The organism is Cyanobium sp. LEGE 06143 (assembly GCF_015207535.1).
Lineage (GTDB): Bacteria > Cyanobacteriota > Cyanobacteriia > PCC-6307 > Cyanobiaceae > NIES-981.
In genome coordinates, this window is the sequence record NZ_JADEWP010000050.1 from 1 (window position 1) to 13,795 (window position 13,795).

Consider the following 13,795-nt stretch of genomic DNA (forward strand, 5'->3'; position numbering starts at 1 on the left):
GGTCGATCGTCGCTCCTGAGGCCCGCCTGGCCGAAGCAGATGCTCCCCGGGGGGCCTGATCCTGGCCAACTGCCTAGAGTGATGCGCAGCACCTGGGTGAGACTTCGTGGTCAATGCCAGCCTTAACTGGGCCAGCATCGTCGGCATTGTGCTGGCGGTGGGTGGCGCGCTGCTCTATTTCATGCGCAGCTTCAAGCCGGCCCTCGCTCGCGACTACGACGTGTTCTTCGCCGCCGTTGGCCTGCTCTGCGGCGGCATCCTCTTCTTTCAGGGCTGGCGGCTGGATCCGATCCTGCAGTTCGGCCAGTTCCTGCTGGCCGGCACCACGGTGTTCTTCGCCTACGAAAGTGTGAGGCTGCGCGGCGTGACCACCGAACAGGCCCGCCGCTCCTCCTATTTCGACGACGACGAACCTCCGGTGCCGGCCGGGCCCTACCGCCCCCGCATGGGAGGTCGTCCCTGGGACAACCCCGACGCTGAGCGCTTTGATGAACCAGAGCCGGTACGCCGCCGCATCCCGAACCGGGAGGCGGAGGACGACCTCTACAAGATGCGCCGCTCCAGCCGGGCGGCCATCCCCGAACGGGCGGCCAGCAGGCGTGGTGAAGGCCTCCGCTCCGAGGGCCCTCGCCCTGAAGCCGGCCGCTCCGAACCCGAGGCCTGGGATACCCGGGAACCCGCCGGGGAGCGCAGCCGCTACAGCGCCGGCGGTGGCAGGCCCGCCACCGATTTCGGGGCACGCCGCCGCGATCGCGACGCCATGAGCGAGCCCCGGCGGGGCTCCAGGCCCGTACCCACAGCCGAGCCCTCGCTCCGCTCCAGCCGCCGTCCCGCCGCGGGGGGCCCCATCCCCGCCCCAGCCGCCGCATCTGAGCGGCCGGGTATTCCGCAAGGCTCGCCGATCCGCTCCAGCAGCGCCGCTGCCGGGCCGGCCGCCAGTGACATCAGCGACGCCGACTTCAGCCCGATGCGCTCCCGGCAGGCCCCGACGGCGGGCCCCAGGGCAGGCGCACCGAGCGACTCCAGGCCACGGGACAACGCCTCCCGATTTGACGACTGATCCCCTACCGACACCATCACTGAATCCGTGCGCCAGCTCTGGGTCGGGGTCTTGGTGGTGGTGCTCAACCTTGGGCTTGGCGGCTGCAGCGGTGGCTGGTTCGGCCGCCGGCCGGCCTCCCCAACCGGCTTCGGGGCCCAGGGCAACCGCCTGGATCCAGCCCTGAGCGGCAATGGCCGCTATCTGGCCTCGGTGCTGGAGCATCGGGGTCGCGCCAGGGTGGTGCTGCAGGAGCAGCCCGGTGGCCGGGTGCTGCCGCTGCGCCATCTGCGCGGCCGCGAACCCCACAGCTCCCCTTCGCTGAGCTGGAATGGCCGCTACATGGCTGTGCTGGTGCAGCAGGGCCCGAGGCGGGTGGCCCTGCTGGAAGACCGCCTCACCGGACGCCTGGTGCGGCTGGCGCTGCCGGCCAATGCCGCGCCGGTGCGACTGAGCCTCGCCCCCGATGCCAGCCGCCTGGCCCTCCAACTGGTGCGGCAGGGGCGCTGGCAGGTGGAAGTGCTGGAGCTGGGCGGTGTGATTGAGCCAGACCTCCCCGGTGGCAGCCCGGCGGTCGGGGGCGGGACGGATTCGCAGAACCCCAGCGGAGGCGGCTGAGCCCATGGCACGCGGGCTCCTGCTGATGCTGCTGGCGGTGGTGCTGGTGGGCTGCCTTGGGCCCCAGCCCCGGCCAGACAACAGCCTGAATCGCCAGCTCGAGCAACTGGGCACCAGCCGTGACCCCTCCCTGAGCGGCCCCTGGCTGGCCCTGATCAACGGCGAGGGGGGCAGGGAACGGGTCAGCCTGATCGACCTGCGCAACCGGCGTCCGGTACCTCTGCCGGGGCTCAACCGGCCAGATACCCAGCCGATCAGCGTGTCGGTGGATGGCCGCGGCGAGCAGCTGGCCCTGGTGCGCCAGCTGGAGGGCCGCACCGAGCTGGTGCTCTACCGCCGCTCCAGCCAGAGCCTTCGGCTGATTGCCATGGCCCCCGCCGGGGTGCCTCGCCAGGTGCAGATTCGTGCCGATGGCCGTGAACTGGCGGTGCAGGTGAGCCGCAGCGGCCTGTGGCAGGTGGACCTGATCCAGCTGCCCTGACGGGCCAGGGATGGGGCGGCAACGGCTGGGCGCTCAGGGCACCAGGCCGGCCCAGTGCAGGAAGGTGTCGCCACTGAGGGCCTCAATGATCAGCACAGCCACAAAGCCGAGCATGGCGAAGCGGCCGTTGACCCGCTCGGCGTAGGCACTCCAGCCGAAGGCGGGCACATCGGAGGTGGTGGCGCTGGGGGCGTTGGCGGCGCTGGGGGCTGGGCTGGCGGCGCTGCCGCTGGCACTGTCTTCTGGGGTGGTCATCCTTCTTTTGAGGTGCTCATCGACGCGGGCCGGACATCAGGCTCCGCTCGCAGGCTGGCCCACGTCATAGCCGGCCGCCGGCAACAGCCGCCAGTTGCCCTGGCCATCGAGCTCCAGCACGGTGTCGTGGAAGGCCGTGAGCGTGGGGCGGTGACCGACACTCACGAAGGCCATCTCCCGTTCCAGCAGCAGGTCGTAGAGGTGGCGCTCGGTGGCCACATCCAGGGCGCTGGTGGCCTCATCCAGCACCACGAAGCGCGGACTGTTCAGCAGCAGACGGGCAAAGCCAAGCCGCTGCTGCTCACCCAGGGACAGCAGCCGTGGCCAGTCCTGCTTGATGTCGAGGTCGGGGTAGCGGTGCACCAGCTCCGGCAGGCGCACCTCATCGAGCACATGCCGCAGCTGCTCGTCACTGAAGCGATTCGCCGGCAGGGGGTAGCAGAGCTGCTCCCGCAGGCTGCCGAGCAGCATGTAGGGCTTCTGGGGGATGAACAGGAGCTCCCCTTCCTTAGGACGCTGCACCGTGCCGGCCCCAGGGGGCCACAGCCCACTCACCAGGCGCAGGAAGGAGGTCTTGCCGCAGCCGGAAGGGCCCACCACCAGCAGGCGCTGATGGCGATCCACCTCCAGGCTCAGGTCGTGGATCAGGGTGCGGCCCGTGCCGGGGGGCACCAGGTCCACATGGCTCACCAGGATGGAGTCGCCAGGGACGCCCTGCCCGGTCAGGAACTCCCCGGTGAAGGTGGTCGCCATGGCACCACTGATCTCCTCCACCTTGCCCTGGAACCCCTCCAGCCGGCTGATCGAGGCGGAAAAGGAGGCCAGCCTGTCGATGTTGTTGACGATGTAGCTGACCGAGAAGAGCACCTGCGAAAAGGCAATGCTCGCCTGGCCAAACACGCCGAAGTCCACCTCCCGGGCGAAGTAGATCGGAGCGATCACCAGCCAGGGGAGGAAGCGGGAGAAGTAATCGTAGGAGCGCTGGATCACACTGATGAGTGCCTCCCAGATGATCAGACGGTTGTAATTACGAATGGCGCCACCCAGCCGTCGCTCGGCCTCCCTCGATTCCTGCTTCTCACCGCGGTAAAAGGCAATCGATTCGGCATTGTCTCGAATGTGAACTAGGCCGTAGCGGAAGTCGGCCTCCAGTTTCAACTGCTGAAAGTTCAAGGCCACCAATTTTCGGCTGGCAAACACGATCACCGCCGTGCCACCCACCGAGTAGATCAACAACCACAGCGCCAGCTGGGAGCTGATGCTCCACAGCACCACAATGAAGCTGAAGAAGGTGAGCAGGGCCGACATCACCTCAACCGTCACACTCAGGCTGGTGGTGGTGAAGCTGGCGGTGTCCTGGGAGATTCGTTGGTCAGGATTGTCAATATCTTCAGCAGACTCATCATTCGGATTGAGCAGGTAATAGGCTCGATTCGAGAGATAACGATTCAACAGCCTGCCGCTCAGCCATTCACGCCATAGCAGGCCAAGCCTGGGAATGAGATAGCTCTGCATCGCCCTGATCGGCAAGGCGAGCACCAGGCAGAAGGCGTAGATTCCAACAATTTTCCAGAAGTTTTCCTGGTCATAGCCCACCAGGGCATTGTCCACATTGCGGGCAATGAAGCTGATGCCAACGTTGATGCCATTGATCACAAGGATCAACAGGATGATGATGCCAAGCAGCACCCAGGGCAACCAGCGCCCCTGACGCAGCTTGCTGCGGAAGGCGCCGAAGCAGCCCAGGCCGGCGGCCATGGTCACCATCACGGCCGGACCGAAGGGACTGCGCCACAGCGACGCCACCTGCTCGGGCACGCCCGGCAGGAAGCGACTGCGCAGGTCGGGAATGAGGGCACCCGTGAGGGCCACGGTGCCGGTGAGCAGCAGCAGGGTGAGGCCGACGACCACGGCGACCAGGGCCACCACCAGCAGCAGAAACTGCCAGCTGCGCGTCTCCTCCACCGGCAGGAAGTAGGGCTGCGCCAACCGTTGCAGCCGGCCCAGCTGAAGGCGAAGAGCCTGGAAGGGTTTCATGGAGGTGCACAGATCTCCGAATTGTGCCTGGTGCCCGGGCTCAGCCGGGAGGCCAGGCGAGGGGCCGCCCCCCGATCACGTGCACATGGAGATGAAACACGGTCTGGCCGGCTTCCGGCCCGCTGTTGATCACGGTGCGAAAGCCCGTGAGCCCCTGCTGCCGCGCCACCTTGGCCGCCACCAGCAACAGGTGCCCCAGCAGCGGGGCGTCCTCGGCCTCAGCCGAGGCCAGCGAGACGATCGGCTGGCGGGGAATCACCAGCACGTGCACGGGCGCCTGGGGGGACACGTCGCGAAAGGCCAGGCACAGGGCGTCGTCGTAGACGGCGTCACAGGGAATCTCGCCCCGCAGGATGCGGCCGAAGATCGTGTCGGCCACGGGCTCGGCCGAACTGGCGCTCTGGGAGGGCGGATGGGACACCGGTGGCACTGCCGTTCAGTTGATCCAAGGCGATGTTGGCACGCTGCAGCAGCGCGGCGCTGCGGGGCCTGGAGGCCCGGCAGGTGACCGTGGAGGTGGACATCGGGCCCGGGCTGCCGGCGCTCCAGATGGTGGGCCTGGCCGACGCCGCCGTGCAGGAATCGCGGGAACGGGTGCGTTCGGCCCTCCGCCACAGCGGCTTTCGGGTGCCCCTGAGCCGCGTGGTGGTGAACCTGGCGCCGGCCGATCTGCCGAAACAGGGGCAGGGGCTCGACCTGCCGATCGCCCTCGGGCTGCTGCTGGCCAGCGGCCAACTGGAGGCCCGGCTGCTCGAGGGCCTGTGGAGCGTGGGGGAACTGGGCCTCGACGGCGGCCTGCGGCCGGTGCGGGGGCTGCTCTGCGTGGCCCTGGAGGCCCGGCGGGCGGGAGCCCGGGGGCTGCTGCTGCCGGCCGCCAATGCCGGCGAGGCCGCCCTGGTGAGCGGGCTGCCGGTGTGGGGGGCCACCGACCTGCGCAGCGCCGTGGCCCTGGTGCAGGGGGGCGAGGCCCCCCCAGCCGCGGCACCCGGTGCCGACCCGGCCTCTCGTCTCGGCGGCGGCACCGACCTGGTGCAGGTGCAGGGCCAGCCCCATGGCCGCCGAGCCCTGGAGATCGCCGCCGCCGGCGGGCACCATCTATTGCTGGTGGGCCCACCCGGCAGTGGCAAGACCATGCTGGCCCGCTGCCTGCCCGGGTTGCTGCCACCGCTGCAGCGCTCGGAAGCGCTGGAGCTCACCCGCATCCATTCGGTGGCTGGCCTGCTGGGGGATGGGGACGGCCTGATACGGCAGCGGCCGTTTCGCAGCCCGCACCACAGCTGTTCAGGGGCGGCCCTGGTGGGCGGCGGCAGCGTCCCCCGCCCCGGCGAGCTGGCCCTGGCCCACCACGGGGTGCTCTTTCTCGATGAGCTCACCGAGTTCAGGCGCTCGGTGCTCGACCTGCTGCGCCAGCCCCTTGAAGAGGGCGAGATCTGGATCCACCGGCTGCGCCAGCGCACCCGCTTCCCCTGCGCCATCAGCCTGGTGGCGGCCACCAATCCCTGCAGCTGCGGTTGGTTCGGCGACCCCGACCGGGAGTGCAGCTGCGGCGAGGCGGCCCGTCTGCGCTACTGGCAGCGCCTCTCAGGACCGCTGCTGGATCGCCTCGACCTCCAGGTGGTGATGCGCCGCCCTGAGGCCTCAAGCCTGGTGGTGCCCTACCGCGGCCCAGCCCGGGCAGGACACAGCAACCACGGGGTCGAGGCCAGTGACCAGGTGGCCGCACGGGTGGAGGCGGCGCGTCAGCGCATGACCCTGCGCAATCCAGGGGGCCTCAGCAATGGCCGGCTGCCCGCCCAGCAGCTGCCCCAAGTGCTGCAACTGGAGAGCGCCGCCCTCGACCTCTGGGAGGCCGCCCTGGCGCACAGAAAGCTCACCGCCCGAGGCGGCGAGCGGGTGCTGCGGGTGGCTCAGACCATCTGCGATCTGGAGGCCCGGCAGCGCATCCCGGCGGCAGCCGTGGCAGAAGCTCTGACCTACCGCAGTTTTGAGGGGCTTGGCGGGGCCTGAGGCCCCGGCCAGGACTCCCTCAAGGGTTCAGCGAAGGCGCGGTAGGGGCGATCGCCATAGGGCTGGACGCCCACCAGCGGGGGCTGGAAGCGGCGCTCCTCGTCAGGGTTGCCGAGGGCGTGGCCCAAGCTGTCGCCGAACCAGAGGGCAAAGGCACGCATCCGAACCAGGAATGAAGCAGCCATGGCAGGCACCTMAGCGGGAATCAACCCAGCCTGATCGCTGCGCGGGCTGAGCGAAACCAGTGTTTGTACCCGTTTCGGGCCGGGCCAATCAGCGGCGGCGGCGGCGCTGCTGGGCCTTGCGCTTGTACTTCTCGGTGGGGGTCTCGTGGTGGCGGAGCCGCTTGAGGTCGGCAAAGATGCCCGCCTTGGACACCTGGCGCTTGAACCGGCGCAGCGCCGATTCGATTCCTTCGTTTTCGCCGACGGTGACCTGGGTCATGAAGCGGGAGCGCTGGCACAGAGTTGTTGAGCTTAGCAAGCACCCCCCAGGGGGGTGTCAGCCATCGGCGGGAGGCAAGGCCTCAAGGGGAGGCACTTCAGGAGCGCTTGGCTGGTCGGCCACCTCGCCCGGCCAGGTGTCGCGGTAGAGGTAGATATGGCCGAGCCGGCGGCCCTGGAAAGCACGGCGCTTCAGCCCCCAGCCTGGCTCAAACACGAGCTGCAGAAAGCCGCTGCCGGGGCCCTGGGTGCGGGCCACCACCATTTCAGGACCCACCCCCGCCTTGGTGGGCACCGCCAGGAGCAGGTTGTCGCCATTGCTGCGAATCACGCTGAGGCGGTAGCCGGAGCCGAGATCGGAGCCACCCACCCGCAGGGAGTAGCCATTGGCATCGAGGAAGCGGCCGCAGATGCCGGTGAAGTCGAAGGTGGATAGCAGAGGTTCCACCAGAGCCGGCTGGGAGCCGCTCATGGCGAAGCAAGGGCGGGTGTCGCGAATCTGCTCGTAGATGTTGAGCTGGGCCCGCTCACCGTTGCCGATCGGCGCAGCCACCAGCACGAAACTCTGGGGGTTCACCTCAGTGGCCTCGAACAGGGACGCCGCAACTGCCGGCGGGGTAACCGGGCCGAGGGCCGCGGCACCGACCAGGGCCAGGGCGCTGCTCAGCAGACGAGCCTGGAAAGGGGGCAGTGCGGACATCTCCATCACAGCTCGGACCAGAACGATGGTCATGGTATGCAGCCAGGCCCCGAGGCACCAGGGGCGGGGGGCCAGAGCGAAGGCTGTTCGGCCCTCAAGAGAGGCTTGAGCCGACAGCCACCCGTTCAGGGCGCTGGGCGATTGATGCGGATCGCCACCAGCAGCGCGGCCAGGGTGCCAGGGGCGCTCATACCCAGAATCCAGCGGGTGGGGGTGATTCCCAGATCAGGATCGCCATAGGCCAGCTCGAACACGGAGCCTGTGGCGGCAATGCCCAGCAGGCAGGCCAGGGCCAGAAAGATCCCGGCCAGGGGCTTCATCGGCATGGGCTGTCAGCGGATCGGGTGAACGGCTTGGCGGTCGAAGCCCTTCTGCTGGAGCTCCTCAGTAAGGCTGAGCTCATCGGTGACGCGATCCACGAACAACACCCCGTTGAGGTGGTCCATCTCGTGCTGGATGCAGCGCGCCAGCAGCCCATCGGTGTTGAGCTTCTGGGGCCGTCCCATCTCATCGCGGAAGCTCACCTCCGCCGCGGCAGGGCGCACCACATTGAGATAGACGCCTGGAATGCTCAGGCAGCCCTCCTCGTAGGTGTCGATGGCACCGCCGAAGGAGCGGATCTCGGGATTGATCAGCACCAGCGGCGGCGTGGCCGGGTTTTCGGGATCGAGATCGATCACCAGCAGCTGCCTGTGCACCCCCACCTGGGGAGCAGCCAGGCCGATCCCCTTGGCGGTGTACATGCTGCGCAGCATGTTGCGGGCCAGCTCTCGCACCGATTCATCCACCTTGCTGATGCGCTTGGCCGGCGTGCGCAGCACGGCATCGCCCAGGGTGTGAATCTGCAGGGGAGGTTCGTCCAGGGCCTCCTTGGGCACCTGGACCGTGCGGCTGTTGCGTTCCGCCGAGCGCGCCATCTGGGCGAAGCTGCGAGCCAAGGCCCCTTCCTGTGAAGTTGATGTCAGTTTAGGGCGACAGGCCCTGCAGTCCGGAGCAAGCCCCTTGACCCCCCGCCAGGTCCCTGACTCCCTGCCGGCGGCAACCGCGGTGGGCCGCACCGCCGGTTTTCTGGAGCCCCGGCTCTGGGGCCCGCATCGGCTCTGGCTGGAGCAGCGGCCCCAGGAACAGGGGCGCACCACTCTCATGCTGCGTTGCGGCGACGCGGGACCGGTGAGCGAGCTCACCCCGCCGCCCTGGAACCTGCGCAGCCGCCTGCATGGCTACGGCGGCGGGGCCTATGCCATCGCTGGCGGGGATCTGGTGTTCGTGCACGACGGGGATCGCTGCCTCTGGCACCTGCCCCTCGATCCGGCCTCGGGACGCCCCCTGGCGGAACCACGGCGCCTCACCCCGCCTGACCGGGGCGATGGCTCCGGAGCGGATGCTGCCGTCCTCGCCGATGGTCTGATCGACCAGGGGCGCCGGCGCTGGATCGGGGTGCTGGAGCAGGACGGCCGCGACCAGCTGGTGAGCGTGCCCCTGCCGGGGCCGCTGGCTGGCGACCAGCCAGGAGGCCACCTGCCCCTGCCGCTCCACCAGGCCGAGGACTTCTGCGCCTACCCCTGCCTGAGTCCCGATGGGGGCCAGCTCGCCTGGGTGGAGTGGCAGCAGCCGTTCATGCCCTGGCAACGCAGCCAGCTGTGGCTGGCGGAACTGGATGGGCAGGGAACGCTGCTGCAGCCGCGCGTCGTGGCGGGTTCGGGACCTGGCGATCCCCGGGGGATCTCGGTGTTCCAGCCCCTCTGGATCGGCCCCCACGCGCTGGTGGTGGCCTCGGATGAGAGCGGCTGGTGGAACCTGCAGCGGCTCGACACCGCCCAGCCGGGGCCGCCGCGCTGGCAACCGCTGCTGCCGCTGCAGGCCGAGTTCGCCCTGCCGCAATGGGTGAGCGGCCTGCGCACCACCGCCTGGGATGGGTCCGTGCTGGTGGCGGCGGCCTGCCGGGGCGGCTGCTGGGAGCTGGGCCAGGTGGCCCTCGAGGGCCCCAAGGCTGGCTGCGCCGCGGCCTGGCAGCCCCTGGCCGTGCCCTTTGACGATCTGGCGGGCCTCGATGCCGCCGCCGGCACCGTGCTGGCCCTGGCTGCCAATCCCACAACCCCGCAGGGGTTGCTGGAGCTGGAGCTGGCCAGCGGCAGCTGGCGCCACACTGCGGCGGCCCCCGCCCCCCTCAAGGCCGAGCAGATCGAGCCACCCCAGGCCCTCTGGTTCGAGGGCCACGGCAGAGCCCGGACCCATGCCTGGTTCCACCCGCCCAGGGGGGGCGCCACGGCTGCTTCCCCCCTGCTGGTGAAGGGCCACAGCGGCCCCACCGGCATGGCCCGCCGGGGCCTGCAGCTGGCCATCCAGTTCTGGACCAGCCGCGGCTGGGGGGTGGTGGATGTGAACTACGGCGGCTCCACCGGTTTCGGCCGCGCCTACCGGGAGCGGCTCGATGGCCAGTGGGGCGTGGTGGATGTGGCCGACTGCGCCGCCGCCGCCGAGGCCCTCGTGGCCGCAGCCGCGGCCAGCGGCGAGCGGATTGCCATCGAGGGCGGCAGCGCCGGTGGCTTCACGGCACTGGCGGCCCTCTGTTTCACCGAGGTGTTTCAGGCGGGGGCAAGCCGTTACGGCGTTGCCGATCCGGCGGCCCTGGCCCGGCAGAGCCATCGCTTCGAGGCGCGCTACCTCGATGGACTGATCGGACCCTGGCCCACAGCCGAAGCCACCTATCGCGCCAGGTCTCCCCTGGAGCACGCCGGCCAGATCCACTGCCCGGTGATCTTCTTTCAGGGCCTGGAGGACACCGTGGTGCCACCCGAGCAGACCGACAGCATGGCCGCCGCCCTGGAAGCTCGGGGAGTGCCGGTGGAGGTGCACCGCTTCGCCGGCGAAGGCCATGGTTTCCGCAGCGGCAGCGTGCAGGTGCAGGTGCTGGAGGCCACGGAGGCCTTCTTCAGGCGTCACTTTGCGTGACGACTCCAGCCGGCACCCGGACAGGTGGCCTGGCGACGACTAGCAACAGTTCAGCCTCATCACTGCTCGCCATGTCCCGCCTGCTGCGCTGGGGCCTTGCCCTGGTCCTGGGCTCCGCACTCCTGATCGCGGGCCTGCTGCTGCTGCCGTTCTCGCAGTGGATGCCCGGCGGCACGGTGGGCGACATCCCCACCAGCGCCGTGGTGAACGGCAGCGCCTTCAACCGCCTGTTTCCCAACCCCGGACCCGGCGAGGAGCTGGTGTTCACCCAGGAGAAGCGGGGCTTCAGCCAGGCCCGCCTCAAGCAGGGTGGTGAGGCCCTGGCCCTGCTGGCGATCTCCGACACCACCACGGCGCCTGAGGCGCGTGAGAAGTTCCGGAGCAGCGCCGACAGCCTCAAGGGCTGGCCCCTGGTGGAGCAGGGCCAGCAGGCCAGTGCGCTGCTGGTGGCCGAGCGCTTCCAGGTGAAGGTGATCGGCCAGGAGAAGGGGCTGGACCTCACCCAGCGCCATGAGCTGCTGGAGGCCTTCGACCTGCCCGGCCTGGCCGCCCTGCCCCAGCCCAAGGGAAGCCGGCAGGCCCACAAACCGGCCCGGCCGGCGCTCAATCCCGCCCCGAACCCCGCATGAGCCGCACTGTTCTGGAACGACTGGAGCGCCTGCCCCGGCGCAACCTCACCGTGCTGGCCCTCAAGGGCATCAGCACCCTGGTGCCGGGAACCTGGCAGAACACCACCCAGCCCGAGCTGCTGATCGCCGAGGTGCTGGGCAGCAGCGATCCCCAGCTGATCGCCCAGGTGCGTGCCCGCGCCGACACGCTCAGCCGCGCCCGCCATGAAGGCTATGGCCGCGCCCTCAGCCTCTACGACGCCGTCAACCGCTCCCAGAAGGCCACCGGTGGGCTGCGGCTGGCGGCCAACATCGGCGCCGCCCTGCCCCTGGTCAAGGGCCTGGCCAACCTCACCCCCTCCAGCGACACCCTGCAGGCCACCGACCTGGCCCTGAAGGTGTCGGCCGAGCTGCTGGCCTTCACCCAGGTGAATGGCCTGCCGGGAGACAGCTTCGGCGACTTCAGCGCCTCCCTGGCCGACTACGCCGGCGAGGCCCGGGTGCGGATGGCGGCCATGCTCTGCTTCGACGCCCTGCTGCCCCTGGGTGATCGGGCCMTGGMGCSCCTCNAYKSYCKGCYNCGGCSAGSWGGSCMRCNNGGSSWTCYKRMSSAGCKGSSNCGRCTNCCKGGCYRNGGCNGNSCCSKSRNNTTCSYGNGCMGCSKCGRSCWSRSCSRCCWGNNGGCNNCSTGCRGRSCSKGGWSGRCWNCCTSGNNGGSCYKGGCMGGGRNGCTTCGNNAGCAGCNTNGGCCWCNNCKKCCWGRAKGCCKTNCASNGMCMYSKASNNCAGCNCWCSGGCNCCNWGGCMGKGRCSMKWMGNGCWGSTGGMNCACNCYKCCKSSRWGMYYTSASNGMCMCCTNCCAGSNCNCCGRMACCSAGSCCKWRGNNCCMGARGKCWGSYRGARCMSGCYGMYGYNGANGNRYCTGNAGGCSYYSKYSAGKYCSGAANCYGAKCSCKMRGRNTYCSGMKGTSMKCSRGRMCSGGNNGRTGYSRTGSKYCTSSARSSGKKSGYSWGKNCGGAACTGATCGCGCGGGGTTCGGCTGTGCTCGGGGCCGGGGGTGCCGTGCTTCTCGAACGGGGCGCCTGGCTGCTGCTGGCCCTGGGCCTGCTGGCTCTGCTGCTGCTGCTGGCCGGCTGGGTGGCGCGACGCCTGTCGCTGATGGTGTGGGGCATTCCCGAGGCGCTGCTGGCCGGGGTGCTCGGCCTGCTGCTGGCGCCGGCGGGAGTCCTGCCCTGGTTGCCCTGGCCGGGGTGGTGCTGCTGGTGAGCTGATCGACTCAGCCCAGGGGCAGGTGGTGGTCAGGAACCAGCGTCATCGATTCTGAGGCGCTGATCTGCGGCGGCCTTGGCGCTCTGGCACAKCTCCCACGAGGGAGGGGCCATCGAGAATCCCGCATCGCCCCCGCCCGACGATGTGTGGATGATCACCACCGACCCCAAGGATGCGCCCAACGAGCATCAGGATGTCACCGTGGAGTTCGAGCGGGGCAGGCCCATCATTGTCGATGGGGAACGGCTCTCACCCGAAGGCATCGTGGCTCACCTCAACTCGATCGGCGCCCGTCACGGCGTGGGCCGGGTCGACATCATCGAGAACCGTCGTGTGGGCATGAAGTCGCGAGGGTTGTACGAAACCCCCGGCGGCACCATCCTGCTCGAAGCATTGCGAGGACTCGAAGAAATGACGCTCGACCGCGAAACTGCTCGGTATAAGCAGCAGCTCGCGCTGGTGTACGCGGACCTGGTCTACGACGGCCGCTGGTTCACCCCCCTGCGCGAGGCTCTGGATGCCTGCGTGAACTCGATGGCACGCGTGCTGACCGGCTCCTGCGTTGTCCGGCTGCACAAGGGCAAGGCCACCGTGGTCAGCCGCGAGAGCCCCTTCGCGCTCTACGCCGAGGCATTCGCCAGCTTCGATATGGGCGATGTCTACGACCAGACCCATGCCGAGGGCTTTATCCGCCTGCTGAGCCTGCCCGAGCGGATCAGGGCGCTGAAGTTCGGCCCTGCCGACCTTCGCGATGAGAAGGGCGTGCGGTGAGCGACCAGCACCGCACGCAATCGAGTCAGGCCATGTGGGGTGGTCGATTCGAGCAGCCACCGGACGACCTGTTCCGAGAGGCCAACGACTCGCTGCCCTTTGACTGGAACCTCGTCCAGCAGGACATCACCGGTTCAATCGCCTGGGGACACGCCCTGCACAGGGCGGGGGTGCTCACACAGCAAGAAGCCATGGCGATCGAGCACGCGCTCCGATCGCTCGCGACCGAAGCGACTGGTATGGCCAGCCCACCAACCGAGAGCGGCGCGGAAGATGTGCATTCATGGGTCGAACTCAAGCTCATCGAAAAGCTCGGGCCTCCGGGCAAAAAGTTGCACACCGGGCGCAGCCGAAACGACCAAGTCGCGACCGATCTGAGGCTCTGGACCCGCGACGCGATCGACTCGAGACTCGACGAGATCGATGCCCTGCTTGGTGCACTCCTGCGCTTCGCGCAGGCCCATACAGAGGTCGTGGTGCCCGGCTACACGCACCTGCAGCGGGCCCAGCCCGTGTTGCTTGCGCACTGGGCCATGGCCTACGCGGCCATGTTCGAGCGAGACCGCGAACGCCTGCTCGACGCCCGACGCCGCGTGAACCAGTGCCCGCTGG

At 69.5% G+C, this 13,795-nt stretch carries 17 protein-coding genes; 9 read left to right on the forward strand and 8 right to left on the reverse strand.

From position 1 onward, the window contains the following. The first annotated feature begins 106 nt into the window (after positions 1-106). The 3 genes from IQ216_RS05300 to IQ216_RS05310 are packed head-to-tail and all read left to right on the forward strand — an operon-like array spanning position 107 to position 2,138. Positions 107-1,060 carry a Ycf66 family protein gene (locus IQ216_RS05300; protein ID WP_193814644.1) on the forward strand — a complete coding sequence of 318 codons (954 nt, stop codon included), beginning with the start codon at positions 107-109 and terminating at the stop codon, positions 1,058-1,060. 27 nt (positions 1,061-1,087) lie between these two features. Continuing rightward, the gene (locus IQ216_RS05305; protein ID WP_370566613.1) at positions 1,088-1,657 is read left to right on the forward strand and encodes a Tol biopolymer transporter periplasmic protein; all 570 of its coding nucleotides are present in this window, start codon (positions 1,088-1,090) and stop codon (positions 1,655-1,657) included. Positions 1,658-1,661: 4 nt separating this feature from the next. Next, positions 1,662-2,138 (forward strand): hypothetical protein, encoded by a 477-nt coding sequence (locus tag IQ216_RS05310; RefSeq protein ID WP_186698584.1) that lies wholly within the window; start codon positions 1,662-1,664, stop codon positions 2,136-2,138. Between the two features lie 33 nt (positions 2,139-2,171). Here the strand turns inward: IQ216_RS05310 and IQ216_RS05315 are convergent, their stop codons facing one another. Genes IQ216_RS05315 through IQ216_RS05325 form a run of 3 tightly spaced genes read right to left on the reverse strand, consistent with a single transcriptional unit; the run spans position 2,172 to position 4,851 of the window. Beyond that, entirely contained in the window at positions 2,172-2,393 is a 222-nt protein-coding gene (locus tag IQ216_RS05315) for a chlorophyll a/b-binding protein (protein ID WP_193814645.1), read from the reverse strand. A 36-nt stretch (positions 2,394-2,429) separates the two neighbouring features. Then, positions 2,430-4,430, reverse strand: a complete 2,001-nt coding sequence (locus IQ216_RS05320; protein ID WP_193814646.1) for an ABC transporter ATP-binding protein/permease — start codon at positions 4,428-4,430, stop codon at positions 2,430-2,432. Positions 4,431-4,470: 40 nt separating this feature from the next. Next, complete coding sequence (locus tag IQ216_RS05325) at positions 4,471-4,851, reverse strand: histidine triad nucleotide-binding protein (RefSeq protein WP_370566614.1); 381 nt, start codon at positions 4,849-4,851, stop codon at positions 4,471-4,473. A 32-nt stretch (positions 4,852-4,883) separates the two neighbouring features. On the opposite strand from IQ216_RS05325, the gene IQ216_RS05330 reads away from it, so the two are divergent. Beyond that, on the forward strand, positions 4,884-6,437 hold the full coding sequence (locus tag IQ216_RS05330) for a YifB family Mg chelatase-like AAA ATPase (protein ID WP_193814647.1): 1,554 nt from the start codon (positions 4,884-4,886) through the stop codon (positions 6,435-6,437). Here the strand turns inward: IQ216_RS05330 and IQ216_RS05335 are convergent. The 5 genes from IQ216_RS05335 to def all read right to left on the reverse strand — a co-directional run bounded on the left by IQ216_RS05335 (position 6,404) and on the right by def (position 8,518). Further along, a complete protein-coding gene (locus IQ216_RS05335; RefSeq protein ID WP_193814648.1) occupies positions 6,404-6,622 on the reverse strand; it encodes a hypothetical protein in 219 nt (72 codons plus the stop codon). The genes IQ216_RS05330 and IQ216_RS05335 overlap by 34 nt on opposite strands. Before the next feature lie 88 nt (positions 6,623-6,710). Then, on the reverse strand, positions 6,711-6,881 hold the full coding sequence (rpsU, locus tag IQ216_RS05340; RefSeq protein ID WP_006172073.1) for a 30S ribosomal protein S21: 171 nt from the start codon (positions 6,879-6,881) through the stop codon (positions 6,711-6,713). 57 nt (positions 6,882-6,938) lie between these two features. Next, complete coding sequence (locus IQ216_RS05345; RefSeq protein WP_228007168.1) at positions 6,939-7,586, reverse strand: DUF3747 domain-containing protein; 648 nt, start codon at positions 7,584-7,586, stop codon at positions 6,939-6,941. A gap of 119 nt (positions 7,587-7,705) precedes the next feature. Beyond that, complete coding sequence (locus IQ216_RS05350) at positions 7,706-7,906, reverse strand: hypothetical protein (protein ID WP_186698574.1); 201 nt, start codon at positions 7,904-7,906, stop codon at positions 7,706-7,708. A 6-nt stretch (positions 7,907-7,912) separates the two neighbouring features. Next, on the reverse strand, positions 7,913-8,518 hold the full coding sequence (gene def, locus IQ216_RS05355; RefSeq protein ID WP_186698572.1) for a peptide deformylase: 606 nt from the start codon (positions 8,516-8,518) through the stop codon (positions 7,913-7,915). Between the two features lie 64 nt (positions 8,519-8,582). On the opposite strand from def, the gene IQ216_RS05360 reads away from it, so the two are divergent. The 5 genes from IQ216_RS05360 to IQ216_RS05380 form a co-directional block, all read left to right on the forward strand. Beyond that, entirely contained in the window at positions 8,583-10,532 is a 1,950-nt protein-coding gene (locus IQ216_RS05360) for a prolyl oligopeptidase family serine peptidase (protein WP_228007169.1), read from the forward strand. A gap of 71 nt (positions 10,533-10,603) precedes the next feature. Beyond that, positions 10,604-11,161 (forward strand): hypothetical protein, encoded by a 558-nt coding sequence (locus IQ216_RS05365; protein ID WP_193814650.1) that lies wholly within the window; start codon positions 10,604-10,606, stop codon positions 11,159-11,161. Positions 11,162-12,205: 1,044 nt separating this feature from the next. Next, on the forward strand, positions 12,206-12,409 hold the full coding sequence (locus IQ216_RS05370; protein WP_193814651.1) for a hypothetical protein: 204 nt from the start codon (positions 12,206-12,208) through the stop codon (positions 12,407-12,409). 78 nt (positions 12,410-12,487) lie between these two features. Further along, the gene (locus IQ216_RS05375) at positions 12,488-13,183 is read left to right on the forward strand and encodes an argininosuccinate synthase domain-containing protein (protein WP_193814652.1); all 696 of its coding nucleotides are present in this window, start codon (positions 12,488-12,490) and stop codon (positions 13,181-13,183) included. Next, positions 13,180-13,795, forward strand: a 616-nt coding sequence (locus IQ216_RS05380; RefSeq protein WP_370566615.1) for a lyase family protein, incomplete at its 3' end; no start/stop codon positions are given. The genes IQ216_RS05375 and IQ216_RS05380, both read left to right, overlap by 4 nt.